Here is a 17,335-nt window from a genome sequence, read left to right as displayed (position 1 = left end):
TTACTCCCTCGGGGTTGATACGCGTTGTACGTTTCCGTCGCGGTAAAGCGCGGTGAATTCGAAAAAGCCGTTGGCAGAGAGCTCGATCGTTATCGGCTCGGCGGACTTGTTGGCCCAGTACCAGCCATGCTCACCGTCAAATTCAGCCTGGTAAGTGCCTTGCTGGCGATCATCGTCACCGGCTGCGAAACTCTCCGCAAAGCCGTCTTCTGCGCCTTCAGGTTCGGCATGCATGTCGAAGTGTAGCGGAGCAGTCGCCGTCCAGCTGAACACCAGGCCATCATGCTCTTTCATGCCCAGCTTGAACTCCATTGTTTCAAAGCCCAGCAGCTCAAAAGTCTGTTTCACCGAAGCAGGAGGCGTTTGCGTCGTTTCGAGCGCGCCGCTCTCTTCTCCGGCAAGGCCTGTCAGCCCCGTCGCGCGTCCAAACCCTGTCGGATCGACGCCAAATTCGGCGGGCAAAACCCAGAAGACCAGAAGGATGAGGGCCACGCCAAGGCTGCCGATCACCGGCAGGAGAACAGGCCGCTGGGGCAGGGGGGACTCGGTCTTGCTCATACGCGCCCCTCAAGGAAATAGCCGGCGAGATGCTGTCCCATGAGGACAAATCCGCCGGTCATCAGCGCGAGATTGGCGTACCAGGCATGCGTTTCGAAGCGCGGGGACTGGCGCCAGATATTCAGGAGCCAGACCACACAAACCAGCACGAGCACCTGCCCGATTTCCACGCCGACATTGAACGCCAGCAGATTGACGATCAGCCCGTCATCAGACAGCGAAAGCGCCTGAAGCTTGGTCGCCAACCCAAGGCCGTGGATCAGGCCAAAGCCGAAGACGGCGGCGCGCATATCGAAGCTGCGGCCGAAACTGCGCTGGAAGCCGCCAATATTCTCAAACGCCTTGTAGACGACAGATAGCCCGATCAGCGCGTCCACCAGGTAGACGTTGACCGAAACATTGGCGAGGACGCCCAGGATCAGCGTCAAGCTGTGGCCGAGCGTGAACAGGGAAACATAGGCAACGATGTCGCCGAACCGGCGCAGGAAGAACACCACGCCGATCAGGAAGAAGACGTGATCGAGACCGGTCACCATATGCTTGGCGCCAAGGTAGAGGAAAGGGATGGGCGCCGGCCCGCTTATGCCCTCGACATATTTTGCGTTTGATTGCGAAACATCATGCGCGATCGCAGGGAAGGCTGCGGCCAAAGCCAGCAGCAAGCAGGCAGAGAGCGTGAGCCAGACATGGGAGCGCGCCTGAACGGGCGGGCCAATATGTCCGGCACCCGCAATCACTACTCCGCCTCGTAGCCGCCATAGGTGCGGAATCGTTCATGGCAGGAGAGGCACACCTGGTACATCAGGCCGCCAGCGTCGAACACGGCTTGCTCATCGCGCACCAGGGCCGCGTCCTTGACCTGCTGCGCCGCGACGCCGAGCCCTTCGGAATAGGTCACCCAGTCAGCTTCGCCGAGGCTATATTTCTCGCTGGCGAGCTCTTCTGAGACGGCCATCATCTCGTCAGCGGCATCGACGACGGCCTGCCAGCCGGCATCATCGGTCGGGAAGAGCTTGGTCTCACCTTTTGCGGTCAGCACCCAGCCCTGTCTTTCCCAGATCTCATCGGCCAGGGTGTCGACTTCCTCATTCATGAAGTCGTGCATGTCTTCAACGAATTGAGGTTCTTCGTCGCCTTTGGCTTCAGATGACCCCGAACAAGCCCCAACGGTCAAAAGAGCCGTCGCAGCCAGTCCGATAAGGCCTGAGCGTAATATCTGGTTCATGGACTATTCTCCTTCGGAAGGGCGAAATGCGATGAATGCGTTGCCCGGCATCTGGTTGAAGGCCGCGTACCCCGACTGGACAAACAGCATGTCGCCCGAAATGGCAGGACCGGCATTGTCGATCGCGCCGCCATGGGCAGAAACGCCATTGGTTGTGTCGTTGAATTCGCGGACCGTATTGTAGGTCCAGACGGTCTCACCGGTCTCCGTGTCGAAGGCCATGACCTTGCCGTCCAGCGCACCGATGAAGACGACATCGTCTGTGATCGCAGGCGCAGCCGAGTAGCCGTAGAAGAAGCTGCAATCAGGCCACTTGTTTTCCTGACTGCGCATCGCGGCCATGTCGGTCTCGCAGCCCCGTTCGGCCGCCCGGCTCCAGGCAAGGTCTCCTGTCTCAAGATCGAGCGCGTAAAGGCCTGCCTTTGGCGAATAACCGGGGCGCGGGAAGGGCGGATCAGAAGAAGGCGCGAACACCATTCCGTTGGCCACGCCGAGGCCCCAGTGGACACCACCGAGCGCTGAGCCGACGGAGATTTTCGTCTTCCAGATCAGTTCGCCTGTGTCGGCGTTCACGACATGCACGACACCAGCTTTTTGCCCGGCCACGATAACATCGGTGCCATCGGCAAGCTGGGCCAGCGAGACCGCGCCGCCAAAATCAAGGTCTGGTCCTTTGGGTGTCGGGCAATTCGGGCCGTCCTTGCCAAAGCCGCTGCAGGCCATGTTGAACATGTCCTGTTCAGTGGCCTGGTAGACCCAGAGGCGTTCGCCGGTCGTCAGGTCGAGGGCGATGATCGCATCACTGGTGTCGGTCGCCGGGGCGGACGTATTTTCGCCCGTGCCGAAATAGATACGGTTCTTCTCGGTATCGATGGTTGGCGTTGTCCAGATGGGCGCGCCTGCTGGGCCGTAGAGCTGTGTGCCGGCGGACGAGATGGTCGTCGGCTCGGCATTTTCGGTCATGTGCGCGTCCCACAAGCGCTCGCCCGTATTGGCATCGAGCGAGGTAATCGCGCCGTGGCCCTTGCAGCACTCATAATTCGGGTCGCCAGCGGCGGCGACATCGATCGCCGACAGCGGCACGATGATCTGGTCGCCGGTCTGGATCGGGCTTCCGGTGCCCATATTCTGGGGCATGACGGCGGCTTTTTTGGTCCAGATGACCTCTCCATTCAGGGCATCAAGCGCGTGAACGATCGTGTTGCCATCCTGGAAGAGGATCGCTTTCTGACCACCCACCTCGCCGAGCGAGAGTGAGGAGCGCAAATTTACACCAAGACTGTTGTGCCACTTGATGCACCCGGTCTCTTTATCGAGGGCAAAGGCATGCCCGGACGCGGCGCCGACAAAGACCGTATCATCGGTGATCACCGGATAGACCCGCGCATCTGTCGTACCGGGAAGACCAAAGCTCCAGGCGACTTCCAGGGAGGCAATCTTGTCTTTTGTCAGCGATGTCCGCTCTGGGCCAAAATAACGGGTGTTCTCATAGTCTGGTCCCCAGCGCCCAACGTCCACGCGGTCGAACGAGATGCTCGTATCTTTGCAGCGCGTTTCCTCGGCAACGGTGTAGTTCTCGTCGCCTGCGGGCGACAGATAGCTCGCGAGACTGGCCATTTCCGGTTGGCTCAGCCCTGTGGCCTGCGCCTGCATCTTGCCGGATGTCATTGAGAAGAGGATCTGAGACTGGCTCATGGCCTCCAGCGACTCCTTGGCTGGTGCGCGGGTCGCGTCCGGATTGTCATGGCAGGTCGCGCAGCGCTGCGCGTAAAGCTGTTCGCCTGAAACCACGTGTTCAGCCACGTCTGTCGGTGCAGATGTCTCGGGCGCCGCTGCGATTTCCGAGCCGGTGTCCGCATCTGATGCCTCAGTGTCCGCCGACTGCGAACAGGCCGCCAGCAATGTCGCAGACACAAGCCCCGCCATTAGCAGTCGGGAATGGGTGTAAAATCGGCTTATGGTGTCGGCAGGCGCGTTTGGCCCGCGTCGCGGAGTCAGTTTCATGCGGTGTTTCCCTCGGGCGGCCTGCATCTTATCGAGATGCTTATAGCCTTAATGTTAGTTGCCTACACTTATCGAGAGTGTCTGCAGACAAGTCAACATCGCCAATGCGAGGAAGCGCTAGAAATTTTGTGTCGCCTATCCGCCGAGGATTTTTCCCCAGGGTACCATGAAGATGGTCATCGCCATCGCAGCAATCGTTACAGAATACGCCAACAGCATCAGCACGCCGTCGCGGGCTACAAAGGCAAGGCCAAACAGGACAATTGCGCTGCCGGGAACAGCCACAGCGAACGGTACGAATTCCAGCGGGATCATCGTCAGCGCGAGAAACGTCACCATCACGGCCGCGAGAAAGATGGCCCAGCGCCCTGTCAGAAAGTCGAGGCGCTCTGAGATCAGCCGGTCTATTCGTTTCAGCCACGGCTTGGCTTTCTTGTCGGCTTTTTTCAGATCTTCCTTGGAGACGGACCGTTTGGAAATAAATTCCGGGACCCAGATATGATTCGCGCCGCCGATAATCTGGGCGCTGAACAGGATGATGACAAAGCCGACAACAACAGGCAGTCCCGGTATGGCGCCAAGCGGGGGAATAACGGTCAGGAGGCCGAGCAGGGCGATGATTGGGCCGAACGATCTGTCGCCAAACAGTTCGAGCACATCTCCAAAAGTGACTTCGTCTGCGTCGATTTCCTTGATCGCCCGCTCAAGTACATTCTCAAGCGGATCGTCCCGTGATGCCGTCATGCATGAAGCCCCGTTTTGCCAATTGCATTACATCAACAGCGCCTGAACCGCAAAAAGGTTCAAGCGTCTGGCGAAGGGCTTTCGGAGAGGGCGGTTTGCATGATGTATCGGAACATCGGAACCAGCGTCGCCGGGTCGAGGCTTGGATTCTGAAGCATTCGCATGCCGAGGCCGCCAAACATGCACAATAGCAATTCGGCTCGGCCATCGGGATTTGGCAGGCCCAGCTTGTCGTCGATGATGTCGTTGAACATTTCCCGGATCTGCTCGTCATGCTTGCGCACGATCGCCGCGATTTGTGGATTGCGCTTGCATTCGGCAAGGATTTCAAGGTTCAGCGCAGACTGAAACGCATCGGATTTCGTGTGCACCATCTCCTCAACGCGCGCGATCATTTCCGCGACGACTTCTTGGCGGGGCACCGCCTTTAACTCCTCGAACCGGGCCGCGGCTTCTTCGGAATCCCGGTCGACAATCGCAGCAATGATCGCCTCCTTGTTCTCGAAGTAGTGATAGATGTGGCCGGCACTCATCTTTGCCCGTTTGGCGATCTTCGACATGCTGGCCCCGTGAAAGCCCCATTCCACAAAACAATCTGCCGCCGCGTTCAGGACCTGGTCTACCCGCGCTGTTCGTCTTTTGCGGGCGCCGGTCAGCAGCGGGTCATCATTTTGCATAGGTTATATACTCCGGGGTGCTTGACTTGGTGCAATGCAGCAATAAATAGAATGTTCATTCTAAAAGCAAGCGTGTCCAGCTAGACGCAAAGTGCGCATTGGACATAGAAGGACAAAAAAATGAGCGTCCATCCTCCCCGCCGTCTGGGCTCGCGCCAGACAGTTTCGGCCGTGATTTCCGGAATCTGCCTGCTCGGCATATCGGCTTGTGGCGGCAGCAATGAGGCTGCCAACGCCGGCGCGCAGCAACAGCAGCAGGCCCCAGGTATGCAGGCCGCACGCGTTGAAGTCGTGACCGTGGAGCCAACCTCGATCGGCAGCGTCCGCGAATTGCCAGGCCGCGCAACGCCCTATGCAGAAGCTGAAATCCGCCCACAGGTCACCGGCCTGATTGAGAGCCGCCTGTTCACGGAAGGCGAACTGGTCTCCGAAGGGCAGGCGCTTTATCAAATCGATGCTGACGAATATGTCGCTGCCGTCCAAAGCGCGCAGGCCGCCCTTGCCCGCGCTGAAGCGGCTGCCGCGACCGCCGGCGAAACCGCCAAACGCTTTGAGCGTCTCGCTGACATCAACGCGGTCAGCCAGCAATCCTATGACGAAGCCGTCGCCGCCCAGAAGCAGGCTGAAGCCGATGTCGGCATTCAGAAAGCCGCGCTTTCCCGTGCCCGGATTGATCTTGCCCGAACCAAGGTCAGCTCGCCGATTGCGGGCCGGATTGGGCGTTCGAACGTCACACAGGGCGCGCTGGTCACGGCCAATCAGCCCACCTCGCTCGCGCGGGTTCTGCAACTCGATCCGATCTATATCGACATGACGGCCTCAAGCGCTGAAGTGCTGAAATGGAAACAGGACGTCTCGCAAAACAAGATCCGCACAGTCGGCCCGACATCCGGTCGCTCCGCAGCGGTCCCGGTGACCCTGCATTTTGAGGATGGCACCGAATATCCTGAGCGCGGCACGCTTGAGTTTTCCGAAGTCAGCGTGGACATGGAGGCTGGCACGGTCATCGTGCGGGCGCAGTTCCCGAACCCGGATAATCTCATCCTGCCAGGCATGTTCATGAAAGCGCACTTTGCTGCGGGCACGTATGAAAATGTCTATGTCGTTCCACAGCGCGCTGTTCAGCGGACGCCGCAGGGCGACGCAACGGCTTTCGTGGTTGGCCCGGACAACACCGCTGTTGTGCGTCAGCTGACCGTGCAGGAATCGAATGGCTCAAACTGGATCGTCACGGACGGCTTTGAAACCGGCGACCGACTGGTCACCAGCGGCTTCCAGAATTTGAGGCCGGGGGCTCCCGTAACCATCATTCAGAAGACTGACGCAGAAATGACCGCCATGAATGGCGGCCAATCAGCGGCGACCCCCGAATAGTAGGCGGAACTCATGGCAAATTTCTTTATTGACCGCCCAGTCTTCGCCTGGGTGATTGCAATCGTCATCATGCTGGCGGGGGTGATGTCGCTCCGGTCACTGCCGGTGTCGCAATATCCAGATATCGCGCCGACGACGATCTCTGTGGCGGCCGTCTATCCGGGCGCCTCGGCAAAGGCGGTTGAGGACTCGGTGACGCAGGTTATCGAGCAGCAGATGACGGGCCTCGACGGGCTCGATTATATCTCGTCTTCGTCCAGTTCATCGGGCGAAGCCTCGATTACGCTCACCTTCGAGACCGGGACAGACCCGGACATCGCTCAGGTTCAGGTCCAGAACAAGCTGTCGCTCGCGACGCCGCTTCTGCCAGAACCGGTGCAGCGTCAGGGCGTGCAGGTCAACAAGGCCAGCACGGGCTTTTTGCTGATCACAGCGCTCTATTCGCCAGATGGCAGCTACGATCAGACCGATCTTGGCGACTATATCCGCAGCAACCTGTATGACACCATCGGCCGCGTTGACGGCGTCGGACAGGTCCAGCTGTTCGGGTCCCAATATGCGATGCGCATCTGGCTCGACCCCGACAAGCTGACCCAGTTTGACCTTGTGCCGGGTGATGTCATCAACGCAATTCGCGCCCAGAACACCCAGGTTTCGGCTGGTTCGCTCGGCGGTTCGCCGGCTGTGAAAGGCCAGGAAATCAATGCAACGGTGACGCTCCAGTCACTGCTCAGTACGCCGGAAGAGTTCCGTAATCTGCTTCTGCGCACGACATCCCAGGGCGGCTCGGTCCGCCTCGGCGATGTCGCTGAAGTGGAGCTCGGTGCCGAACTTTACTCGTTCTCATCGAAGTTCAACGGGGATCCGGCTTCGGGTTTTGCTGTCTCTCTTGCAACGGGGGCAAACGCGCTCGACACGGCAGAGGCGGTGAAGGCAGAAGTTGCGCGTGTCGCCAAGAATTTCCCGGAAGGCATCGATTATGCGTTCCCGGTCGATTCCACGCCCTTCATCGAGACCTCGATTCATGAGGTCCAGAAGACGCTGATAGAGGCGGTCATTCTCGTCTTCCTCGTCATTTTCGTCTTTCTGCAGAGCCTGCGCGCCTCCTTCATTCCGATGGTCGCCGTACCGGTTGTTCTGCTTGGCGTGATGGTCGTTCTTCTGACGCTCGGCTTCTCGATCAACACGCTCACCATGTTTGCCATGGTGCTCGCCATCGGACTCATCGTCGATGACGCCATTGTCGTGATCGAGAACGTCGAACGCGTGATGGAAGAAGACGGGCTTGGTCCGGTAGAAGCGACCCGAAAATCCATGGGGCAGATCACGGGGGCTCTTATCGGCATCGTGGTTGTGCTGTCTGCGGTTTTCATTCCGATGGCCTTCTTCCCTGGCTCTGCAGGTCTCATCTACCGGCAGTTCTCGGTGACCATTGTGTCGGCGATGGCGCTCTCTCTGGTGATCGCGCTCATCCTTTCGCCAGCCCTGTGCGCGACCATTCTGAAAAAGCCGAAGCACGACAAGAAACCGGGTCCGCTGGAAAAGCCGGCCGTCTGGTTCAACAATGGGTTTGACAGCCTGCGCAAGACCTATGGCAACCTCGTTGACCGCATTCTGCGCCGCCGCTGGATATTTGTTGGCGTTTTTGCCGTTATTGTTGCCATCACAGCATTCGGCTTTGTGCGCCTGCCAACGTCCTTCCTGCCACAGGAAGACCAGGGCCGCGTCATCACGCTTGTCCAGCTGCCGCCTGGCTCCAGCCTTGAGCGAACGGAGACTGTCCTGGATGAACTTAATGCTTACTATTTTGACAAGCATGAAGACAGTATGGATGGCCTTTTCACCCTGGCCGGCTTCAGTTTTGCCGGACGCGGGCAGAACAATGGTATTGCCTTCGCCGCGTTGAATGACTGGTCAGAGCGTACTGGTCCGGGCGATTCCGCCTCTGCCATCGCTGGCGCCGCGACCGGCTATTTCAGCCAGAACACCGACGCCCAGATCTTCGCCATCGTGCCTCCGCCGATCCAGGAGCTTGGTAACGCGTCCGGCTTTGACCTGTTTCTTCAGGACGCTGGCGGTGTCGGGCATGATGCATTGATCCAGGCTCAGGGGCAGCTGCTGGGAATGGCCAGTCAGCAATCTGAGCTGGTGGGTGTGCGTCCGAACGGCCTTGCCGACGGCCCGCAATTCAACATCGATATCGACTACCAGAAAGCGCAGGCTTTCGGCGTCGATGCCTCAAGCATCACGAGCCTGCTGTCGACGGCCTTTGGTGGCACCTATGTCAACGATTTCATTGATCGTGGACGCATCAAACGCGTCTATGTGCAGGGTGAAGCCGATAACCGGATGCAGCCTGATGATCTCGGCAAGTGGTATGTTCGCAACCGGACGAACCAGATGGCGCCGCTTGAAGAATTCGTTACCACAGGCTGGACTTTCGGGTCTCCGCAGCTGCAACGCTATAACGGGTTTCCTGCCCTCAATATTCAGGGCTCCCCGGCGCCGGGCGTCAGCTCCGGTGTGGCGATGACCAGGATGGAAGAGCTGGTTGATCAGCTACAACCCGGCATCGATATGGAATGGACAGGTATCAGTAAGCAGGAGAAGGAAGCCGGCAACCAGGCCACGCTCCTCTACATCCTGTCCATCCTGTTCGTCTTCCTGTGTCTTGCCGCGCTTTATGAAAGCTGGATTGTGCCAGTTGCGGTGCTTCTGACAGCGCCGCTTGGCGTGGCAGGGGCCGTGCTTGCTGCCCACCTTCGCGGACTCGACAATGATGTCTTCTTCCAGGTGGCCCTGCTGACCACGGTCGGTCTTGCCTCCAAGAACGCGATCCTCATCGTTGAGTTTGCGCGAAACCTGGAAAAACAAGGCATTGAGACGTTGAAAGCGGTTGAAGAAGCCGTCCGTATGCGTCTTCGGCCCATCCTGATGACCAGCTTTGCATTCGGGTTTGGCGTCTTGCCACTTGCGCTGAGTTCAGGTGCTGGTGCGGCAGGACGGCAAGCGATCGGGACGGCTGTTCTTGGCGGCCTTGCTGTTTCTGTGATCATGGGTTTGTTCTTCGCACCATTGTTCTATGTGCTGGTGCGGAAGCTGACGGGCGGCAAAAGCCTGGTATCAGCTAGCGCTGAGGAGAAAGCGGCATGAGCTATATTCGAACAGGCGTAAGCGCCGTGGTCATGGCGCTGGCATTGAGCGGCTGCATGACTGTAACCGAACCATATGACCGTCCAGCGGCGCCTATTCCTGAAGCGCTGCCGGTGGTCGATGATGCGGGGGCAGAAGTCAGCCCCGTCCTCTGGCAGAATGTCTTCGTGTCCGAAGATCTTCAGAACCTCATCGAGCTTGCGCTGGATGAAAACCGGGACCTTCGGATCGCCGCGGCCAATGTGCAGCTCGCGCGGGCGCAGTACGGCATCTCGCGGGCCCAGCGCCTTCCAAGGGTTACGGCCAATGGCAGTGCAACGGATGGCGGCTCACTCGGTGGAGGCAATAGCGGGCAGGGCGGTTTTGCCGGGTCAGAGCGGGTCTCGGCGAGTGTGGGCGTCACCGCATATGAGCTTGATCTGTTTGGCCGGGTGGCCAGCCTCAACGAAGCGGCCCTTCAGTCCTATCTCGCAACCGAAGAGGGGGAGCGGGCCGCGAAAATCTCTATCGCGGCGACCGTTGGCGAACTCTGGATGCAGTTGGCAGCCGACAAGGCGCTTCTCGCATTAGCCGAAGACACGGTCGATACGCAGTCGGAATCGCTTGATCTGACGCAGGAGCTCTTCGACGCCGGTGTCGCGACAGAACTTGATGTTCGCCGCGCTTCAGCCAGTGTTGAAACGGCCCGGGCCCAGGCGGCGCAGTTTGCTGCCAGTGTCGATCAGGACATGAATGCCCTTCGCCTCGTGGTCGGCACTGACCTGCCGGACAACATCTACGGGGCTGCGGAACTTGAGCCATCGCCGCTTGCCGAGACAATTCCGGTCGGCCAGTCCTCGCTGGTCTTGTTGAAGCGTCCTGATGTGCAGGCCGCTGAACGACAGCTCATGGCGGCCAATGCGAACATCGCGGCCGCGCGCGCCGCCTTCTTCCCGGTCATCTCGCTTACCGGTCAGGTCGGCTATGCCAGCTCTGATCTTGGTAGCCTGTTTGATGGGTCGGCTGGCTGGAGCTTTGGCCCGTCCATATCACTGCCGATTTTCGATGCCGGCGCCCGCCAGGCCAGTCTCGAAGTGTCGCAGGCCAATCGTGACATCGCCGTCGCCAGTTATGAGCAGGCGATTCAGCTGGCGTTCCGCGATACCGCCGATGCGCTGGCCGTTGCCCGGACGATCGATGAGCGTGTCGACGCTCTCACACGGCTCGTTGACGATACGGATGTGACGCTGAACCTCTCGGTTGAACGGTTCCAGGTCGGCGTTGATGACTATCTGTCCGTGCTCGATTCGCAGCAGCTTTATTACAATGCGCGCCAGCAGCTCATTCAGGCTGAACTCTCGAGAAACCTCAATGTGATCGGGCTCTACCGGGCGCTCGGCGCATGGCCGGACGAGGCCGATCAGGTCAGCGACGCGACATAGATTTCTGGACAGGTCTGCTAATTCGCGGTTCACTTCGCGCATGGCAAACACAGATTTTGACGTACTCATCGTTGGCGCCGGTCTCTCCGGGATCGGCGCCGCTTTCCACCTTCAGGACAAATGCCCCGGCAAAACCTATGCGATCCTTGAAGGACGAGAGGCCATCGGGGGAACATGGGATCTGTTCCGATATCCCGGCATTCGGTCTGACAGCGACATGCATACGCTGGGCTACATTTTCAAACCCTGGGAAGAGCGCAAGGCCATCGCCGATGGCCCGTCCATCCTGAAATATGTGCGTGAGACCGCCGCGGAAAACGGCATCGATCAGAACATCCGATACAATCACCTTGTCCAGCGGGCGAGCTGGGATTCCGACAAGGCCCTCTGGACCGTCGAAGCGGAAGACAAGACCACCGGCGAGGTCAATCGGCTAACCTGCCGCTTCCTTTATATGTGCGCCGGTTATTACTCCTATGAAGGCGGCTACAAGCCTGACTTTCCTGGAGAATCCACTTTTGAGGGCGACATCGTACACCCGCAAGCCTGGCCGGAAGGCCTTGATTATGCGGGCAAGAAAGTGGTCGTCATTGGCTCCGGTGCCACCGCCGTCACCATCGTGCCAGAGATGGCAAAGGCGGCCGATCACGTCACCATGCTTCAGCGCTCGCCAACCTATGTCGTGTCACGCCCGGCCGAAGATGCGTTCGCGACCAAGGCTCGCAAATTTCTCCCGTCAAAGGTCGCCTATAGTCTGACCCGCTGGAAGAACGTCCTGTTTCAGATGTTCTTTTTCAACATGGCCCGCAAACGCCCCGAAAAGGTGAAAGAGCGTATCGTCGGCATGGCGCAGGAGCAGCTCGGGCCTGACTATGACGTCGCCACACACTTCACGCCGTCCTACAATCCGTGGGATCAGCGCCTTTGCCTTGTCCCGGATAGCGATCTCTTTGAGACGATCCGGAGTGGCAAGGCATCTGTCGTCACCGATCATATCGAGACATTCACGCCCGGCGGTATCCGGCTGAAGTCAGGTGAAGAGCTTGAAGCCGATATCATCGTATCGGCAACCGGCCTGCAACTGGAATTTCTGGGCGGCATGGAGGTCGTCGTGGATGGTGCGCCGGTTAAGGCGAACGAGACCTATGGCTATCGCGGTATCATGTTTGAAAACGTGCCGAATCTGTTCTCGACGTTTGGCTACACCAACGCGTCCTGGACGCTGAAGGCCGATCTCACCTCAAATTTTGTGACCCGTCTGCTCCAGTACATGGACAAGAAAAACCTGGTGGAGGCCCGGCCCATTGCCGATGGTGACCTTGGCGAAGAACCTTGGCTCGACTTTTCCTCTGGTTACGTCACGCGGGCGCTTCACAAGCTGCCTAAACAGGGCACTGAAACGCCCTGGAAGCTTCATCAGAACTATCTCAAGGACATTTTTCTTCTGCGGCATGCCAACCTTGAAGATGGTGTTCTTCGCTATCGAAAGGATGGATCGAAAAAGTTTGATACGAAGCATCCGCCGGTCGCGGAAAGCGTAGCGGCAGAGTAGGCGCAGCTCACAACTGCACCAAAGGGCAAATCAATCTTGAATGCCCGCGCACTTGCGCGTATGTGCGTCGCTAGTGCCGCCTTAGCTCAGTTGGTTAGAGCGCTGGTTTGTGGAACCAGAGGTCCTCCGTTCAAGCCGGAGAGGCGGTACCATTCTCACCGAATCGCAATTGTGTTCGAATGTGGGCTTTTCTTGCATGCTGGTAAGGCACCAGGCTGACTCTGTTGCATTTACGTCGCGCAGAGTGGAAAAAACTGCAACATTCAAACGATTTGGAACTATATCACCTCGTCTAAGGAACATTTATCCTATAGATGAGTAGTCACACGGAATGGTCCGTTTAGTCTCTGCGGTCGGTGAGCAATGGTGCTCATGCGGCTCACAAAAGGGGATGAGTATGAAAAAAACTCTATTGTGCGCGACAGCCGCAGCCGCTCTGGCGTCTGCTGGTGTCGCAGTTGCCCAGGATGGATGGTACGGTCGTGCCGATCTTGGTTATGCTTTCGATGGTCGCCTTGATAGCGATCCTGAAACGAATGTTCCTTTCGCTCTTGGTGGCGATCAGGATCTCGACGGCGCCTATGGTGTAGACGTCGGTGTCGGTTATGGTTTCGCCAACGGCATCCGTCTGGAAACCGTTCTGGGTTACCAGTCTGGTAATCTCGACGTCAGCGATACGATCACTGGCGGTGTTGTGCCTGCCGATGTTCCACCAACTTACTACCAAGCTGGTGGCAACGGAAAAATCCGCGACTATCGTCTGATGGTCAACGCGCTTTACGACTTCAACCGCGATGGCGCTTTCAAGCCATACATCGGTGCCGGTGTTGGTCTTGCTCAGGTTACTGCAAAAGCACACAACCTGGGCGCAGGTGTCGTTTCGGGTCCTAACCTGAACACGTTTTCTGCAAACGGCTTCAGCGATGAAGACACGGACGCAGCTTATCAGGCACTCGTTGGTGTTGGTTATGACCTCACCGATCAGCTGACCCTGGACGTTGGCTACAAATACTTCGTAACCGACGAGCTTCACTTCGATGGTCGTGACCGTTTCGGCGGACCAGTGAATTACGATGCTCGCTATCAGGATCACTCGGTAACGGTTGGCCTGCGGTATCAGTTTGCGGCTCCAGCGGCTCCACCGCCGCCGCCTCCGCCACCACCGCCTCCACCACCACCACCACCTCCACCGCCGCCACCACCACCGCCGCCGCCTCCACCGCCACCACCGGCATTTGATTGCGCATCGCTCAATCAAGCCTTCGTGGTTTACTTCGAGTGGGATCGTTCGGATCTGACGAGCCAGGCTTCGGCAGTTATCGATCAGGCAGTTGCTAACATCCGGGCTCGTTCCCAGTGTGCTGCAAACTCTGTCACGATCATTGGTCACACCGATACGTCGGGTGCCAAGTCGTACAACGAGCGCCTTTCACAGCGTCGTGCGGCTGCAGTTGCAACCGCTCTCACCCAGCGCGGCATTGCGTCGAGCATGATCACGACCGAAGGTCGCGGTGAGAACGATCTGGCCAAGCCAACCCGCGACGGTGTGCGTGAGCCACTTAACCGTCGTTCGGAAGTTACGATCATCGTCCGCTAGTCGGCTGATTGATTGAACAAATTTCAGGGAATGGCCCGGCGTTCGCGCCGGGCCATTTTCGTTTGCGTGGAAGAAAGTTTGGGGCCGTGGGTTTGGGGGCATCATCGACGCGCGCACAAAAAAAAGCGCCGCGCTCCAATTGGAGCACGGCGCTTATGATTGAGTGGAGTGATCCAGTCGGCCGCCCAGACCTATAGCCTGCTCACCCGCTGCGAAGAGCTACTCGCTGGAGTCCCTCGAAATATCGAGGCTTTCGGCCTTGCCGACAGCGGCCAGCGCGAAGGCATATTCGATGGCCGTTTCCTTGAGCCCTTCGAATCGTCCTGTAGAGCCGCCATGCCCGGCATCCATATTGATCCGAAGGAAATATGGCCCGGCTTCGGGGGCCTCTTCGCGCAATCGGGCGGCCCATTTTGAGGGCTCCCAATAGGTTACGCGCGGATCGGACAGCCCACCCGTGATCAGCATGGCCGGATAGTCCTTGTCGCCGACATTGTCGTACGGGCTGTAGGCGAGGATCGTGTCATAGGCTTCCGCGCTGGTCAGCGGGTTGCCCCATTCGGGCCACTCGGGCGGTGTCAGCGGCAAACTCTCATCGGACATCGTGTTGACGACGTCGACAAACGGCACTGCGGCGATGATGCCGCTGAACAGTTCCGGGTCCATATTGGCGACGGCGCCCATCAGCAGACCGCCCGCCGATCCACCTTGGCCGACCACATTGCCAGCGCTGCCATAACCATTGTCGACCAGATAGCGTCCGGCCGAAACATAGTCTTTGAACGTATTGCTCTTCTTCTCAAGTTTGCCGTCGAGATACCATTGATAACCCTTTGCCTGAGAGCCGCGGACATGGGCGATTGCATAGATGAAGCCGCGATCCACCAGGCTCAGCCGGCTGGTTGAGAAGCTCGCCGGGATCGTGATTCCGTAAGAGCCATATCCGTAGAGGAAGAGCGGCGCTGAGCCATCGACCGGCGTGTCGGCCCGGCGAAGGATTGTGACGGGAATTTCCGCGCCATCCCAGCCGGGGGCCATGATCCGCTCGACCACATAATCATCGGCATTGTGGCCGGATGGCACTTCACGGGTCTTGCGCAGAACACGCTCACGCGTCGCCATGTCGTAGTCATAGGTCTGGTCCGGCACGGCAGGCGAATCATACTCATACCGCATGACGGTGGATTCAAACTCACCAGAGCCAAGCCCCAGATCATAAGCGGCCTCGTCCATGGCAATGGCATGTTCTTCGCCATCCTCGCGCGAACGGATCACAATACGGGGCAGGGCATTCTCACGTTCCAGCCGTACGAGATAGTCGCGATAAGCGTCGAGCCCCAGCAACAAAGTGCCCGGACGATGCGGGATCACGGTTTCCCAATTCTCTCGTCCCGGCGCGTTGATCGGGGCCTTCATCAGTTTGAAGTCCACCGCGCCGTCCGCATTGGTCAGAATGTAAAACGCGTCATTCCAGTGGGTTAGGGAGTATTCCTCGTCTTCCTTGCGGGGGGCGACCAGCTTTGGCTCTGGCGTGGCTTCATCAGCCCGGAAGAACCAGACCTCGCCGGACGTGTGCCCACCTGTCTCAATCAGGATGTACTCCTCGGACTCGGTCTTGCTGATGCCAACAAAAAAGCCAGGGTCTTCCTCGCGATAGATTTCGACATCTTCGCCGGTCTCCAGATTACGCTGGAAGACGGCGGTTGGGCGGCCATTATCGTCGCGCTCTACCCAGTAAAGCGTGTCGGAATTTGCGCCCCAGACGAAGGCCCCATAAGTGCCTTCAATTGGCTCGCCAACAGCCTCTCCGGTCGCGATGTTTCTCACGCTGATCGTGTAATACTCGCTGCCCTGGGTATCGATCGCCGAGGCCAGGAGCTTGTGGTCAGGAGACTGGTCGAGCCCCCGAATAGAAAAATAGCTTTCGCCTTCGCCTTCCGCATCGCCGTCAAACAGGATGGTCTCAGCAGCGTTTTCGTCAAAGGCCTGATCTGCCGGTTTGCGGGCATAGATCGGATATTCGCCGCCTTCGCGATAGCGGACATAATAGGCATATGGCCCGTCCTTCGACGGCACCGAGCTGTCGTCTTCCTTGATCCGACCGCGCATTTCCGCCAGCAGCGTCTCGCGCAGCGCCTCGGTTGGGTCTTCCAGCGCGGCCTTGGTGTAAGCGTTTTCCGCTTCCAGATATTCGCGGATATCGGCGCGCAGCACGGACGGGTCACGCATGACCTGCTGCCAGTTTTCGTCTTTCATCCAGGCATAATTGTCGGTCCGCGTGCGGCCCACCTGTTCGGTCACTAGTGGTTCGCGTTTGGCCACTGGCGGGACGAGCACATCGGCATTTGCCTCCGTTGGGGCGTTGTCTTTGGCGGTTTCGGTCATGTTGTCTGCACTATCACTTGTTGCTATCGGGGAGGCGCATCCTGCGATCAGGGCGACGCTGGCAACGCTAGCCATTAGAAGGGTAAGGCGCATGAACAAGGGCTCCATTTATCGAAAAACGGAAACGTAACGGGTTTCGCCCGCCTGTCCATGGACCGGGGTATTTATTCAGGCAGGTTTGAAGTTCAAAACCACACCATTGATACACCAGCGCTCGCCGGTCGGTGGCGGGCCATCCTTGAAGACATGCCCCATATGCAGGCCGCAGGTGGCGCAATGGCACTCCTTGCGCGGCATGATCATCTTGAAGTCTGTCTTGGTGTCGACGGCCGTTTCGCGGATCGGCTTGTAAAAGCTCGGCCAGCCGGTGCCACTGTCAAACTTGTGCTCGGATGACCAGAGCGGGGTGTCGCAACCGACGCAATGATACGTGCCGTCGCGCTTCTCATCATTGTGATTGCCGGGCGAAAAGGCGCGCTCGGTGCCGTCCTTCACGCCAACACGGTATTGATCTTCTGTGAGCAGCTCACGCCACTCCTTGTCGCTGCGGCTTACGCGCTTGAAATTATCGGCTGGTTTTGGCGGCAGCATGGCTGACTCCTCGTCTGATGTTCACCCAGTGGATATAGGGCGCAGACGGCCCAC

At 58.6% G+C, this 17,335-nt stretch carries 13 protein-coding genes and 1 tRNA gene; 6 read left to right on the top strand and 8 right to left on the bottom strand.

Going from position 1 to position 17,335, the window contains the following annotated elements; all coding sequences use genetic code 11:
- The 6 genes from B8783_RS08095 to B8783_RS08070 all read right to left on the bottom strand — a co-directional run bounded on the left by B8783_RS08095 (position 1) and on the right by B8783_RS08070 (position 5,208).
- Complete coding sequence (locus B8783_RS08095; protein ID WP_084419673.1) at positions 1 to 558, bottom strand: hypothetical protein; 558 nt, start codon at positions 556 to 558, stop codon at positions 1 to 3.
- Positions 555 to 1,292, bottom strand: coding sequence for a HupE/UreJ family protein (locus B8783_RS08090; protein ID WP_407646333.1), 738 nt, complete (start codon positions 1,290 to 1,292; stop codon positions 555 to 557). The genes B8783_RS08095 and B8783_RS08090 overlap by 4 nt, the downstream gene beginning before the upstream one ends.
- A 2-nt stretch (positions 1,293 to 1,294) precedes the next feature.
- Complete coding sequence (locus tag B8783_RS08085; protein ID WP_084419672.1) at positions 1,295 to 1,783, bottom strand: hypothetical protein; 489 nt, start codon at positions 1,781 to 1,783, stop codon at positions 1,295 to 1,297.
- Positions 1,784 to 1,786: 3 nt separating this feature from the next.
- Positions 1,787 to 3,787, bottom strand: coding sequence for an outer membrane protein assembly factor BamB family protein (locus tag B8783_RS08080; RefSeq protein WP_169711741.1), 2,001 nt, complete (start codon positions 3,785 to 3,787; stop codon positions 1,787 to 1,789).
- A 135-nt stretch (positions 3,788 to 3,922) separates the two neighbouring features.
- Entirely contained in the window at positions 3,923 to 4,531 is a 609-nt protein-coding gene (locus tag B8783_RS08075; protein WP_084419670.1) for an exopolysaccharide biosynthesis protein, read from the bottom strand.
- Positions 4,532 to 4,590: 59 nt separating this feature from the next.
- Positions 4,591 to 5,208, bottom strand: coding sequence for a TetR/AcrR family transcriptional regulator (locus tag B8783_RS08070; RefSeq protein WP_084419669.1), 618 nt, complete (start codon positions 5,206 to 5,208; stop codon positions 4,591 to 4,593).
- 120 nt (positions 5,209 to 5,328) lie between these two features.
- Here B8783_RS08070 and B8783_RS08065 point away from each other — a divergent pair, with 120 nt between their 5' ends.
- From B8783_RS08065 to B8783_RS08040, 6 genes are all read left to right on the top strand, one after another.
- Entirely contained in the window at positions 5,329 to 6,582 is a 1,254-nt protein-coding gene (locus B8783_RS08065; RefSeq protein ID WP_084419668.1) for an efflux RND transporter periplasmic adaptor subunit, read from the top strand.
- Positions 6,583 to 6,594: 12 nt separating this feature from the next.
- Complete coding sequence (locus tag B8783_RS08060; RefSeq protein ID WP_084419667.1) at positions 6,595 to 9,735, top strand: efflux RND transporter permease subunit; 3,141 nt, start codon at positions 6,595 to 6,597, stop codon at positions 9,733 to 9,735.
- Positions 9,732 to 11,156 (top strand): efflux transporter outer membrane subunit, encoded by a 1,425-nt coding sequence (locus B8783_RS08055; RefSeq protein WP_084419666.1) that lies wholly within the window; start codon positions 9,732 to 9,734, stop codon positions 11,154 to 11,156. The genes B8783_RS08060 and B8783_RS08055 overlap by 4 nt, the downstream gene beginning before the upstream one ends.
- A gap of 40 nt (positions 11,157 to 11,196) precedes the next feature.
- The gene (locus B8783_RS08050; RefSeq protein ID WP_084419665.1) at positions 11,197 to 12,708 is read left to right on the top strand and encodes a flavin-containing monooxygenase; all 1,512 of its coding nucleotides are present in this window, start codon (positions 11,197 to 11,199) and stop codon (positions 12,706 to 12,708) included.
- 75 nt (positions 12,709 to 12,783) lie between these two features.
- A tRNA-His gene (locus tag B8783_RS08045) sits at positions 12,784 to 12,860 on the top strand.
- Positions 12,861 to 13,105: 245 nt separating this feature from the next.
- Positions 13,106 to 14,305 carry an OmpA family protein gene (locus B8783_RS08040; RefSeq protein ID WP_169711740.1) on the top strand — a complete coding sequence of 400 codons (1,200 nt, stop codon included), beginning with the start codon at positions 13,106 to 13,108 and terminating at the stop codon, positions 14,303 to 14,305.
- 219 nt (positions 14,306 to 14,524) lie between these two features.
- Here B8783_RS08040 and B8783_RS08035 read toward each other — a convergent pair whose 3' ends face one another.
- Entirely contained in the window at positions 14,525 to 16,783 is a 2,259-nt protein-coding gene (locus B8783_RS08035) for a S9 family peptidase (RefSeq protein WP_084421991.1), read from the bottom strand.
- Between the two features lie 75 nt (positions 16,784 to 16,858).
- On the bottom strand, positions 16,859 to 17,281 hold the full coding sequence (gene msrB, locus B8783_RS08030) for a peptide-methionine (R)-S-oxide reductase MsrB (protein WP_084419663.1): 423 nt from the start codon (positions 17,279 to 17,281) through the stop codon (positions 16,859 to 16,861).
- Between the last annotated feature and the right edge of the window lie 54 nt (positions 17,282 to 17,335).

It is taken from the genome of Henriciella litoralis, from assembly GCF_002088935.1.
Classification (GTDB): Bacteria; Pseudomonadota; Alphaproteobacteria; order Caulobacterales; family Hyphomonadaceae; genus Henriciella; species Henriciella litoralis.
The sequence above is the reverse complement of the archived record's forward strand: the minus strand, read 5'-3'. Positions and strand labels throughout refer to the sequence as shown.

What these genes read in the sequence shown, in the direction of transcription:
- B8783_RS08095 (WP_084419673.1), bottom strand. Translation starts at nt 558, where the DNA reads ATGAGCAAGACCGAGTCCCCCCTGCCCCAGCGGCCTGTTCTCCTGCCG.
- B8783_RS08085 (WP_084419672.1), bottom strand. Translation starts at nt 1,783, where the DNA reads ATGAACCAGATATTACGCTCAGGCCTTATCGGACTGGCTGCGACGGCT.
- B8783_RS08080 (WP_169711741.1), bottom strand. Translation starts at nt 3,787, where the DNA reads ATGAAACTGACTCCGCGACGCGGGCCAAACGCGCCTGCCGACACCATA.
- B8783_RS08075 (WP_084419670.1), bottom strand. Translation starts at nt 4,531, where the DNA reads ATGACGGCATCACGGGACGATCCGCTTGAGAATGTACTTGAGCGGGCG.
- B8783_RS08070 (WP_084419669.1), bottom strand. Translation starts at nt 5,208, where the DNA reads ATGCAAAATGATGACCCGCTGCTGACCGGCGCCCGCAAAAGACGAACA.
- B8783_RS08065 (WP_084419668.1), top strand. Translation starts at nt 5,329, where the DNA reads ATGAGCGTCCATCCTCCCCGCCGTCTGGGCTCGCGCCAGACAGTTTCG.
- B8783_RS08060 (WP_084419667.1), top strand. Translation starts at nt 6,595, where the DNA reads ATGGCAAATTTCTTTATTGACCGCCCAGTCTTCGCCTGGGTGATTGCA.
- B8783_RS08055 (WP_084419666.1), top strand. Translation starts at nt 9,732, where the DNA reads ATGAGCTATATTCGAACAGGCGTAAGCGCCGTGGTCATGGCGCTGGCA.
- B8783_RS08050 (WP_084419665.1), top strand. Translation starts at nt 11,197, where the DNA reads ATGGCAAACACAGATTTTGACGTACTCATCGTTGGCGCCGGTCTCTCC.
- B8783_RS08040 (WP_169711740.1), top strand. Translation starts at nt 13,106, where the DNA reads ATGAAAAAAACTCTATTGTGCGCGACAGCCGCAGCCGCTCTGGCGTCT.
- B8783_RS08035 (WP_084421991.1), bottom strand. Translation starts at nt 16,783, where the DNA reads ATGCGCCTTACCCTTCTAATGGCTAGCGTTGCCAGCGTCGCCCTGATC.
- msrB (WP_084419663.1), bottom strand. Translation starts at nt 17,281, where the DNA reads ATGCTGCCGCCAAAACCAGCCGATAATTTCAAGCGCGTAAGCCGCAGC.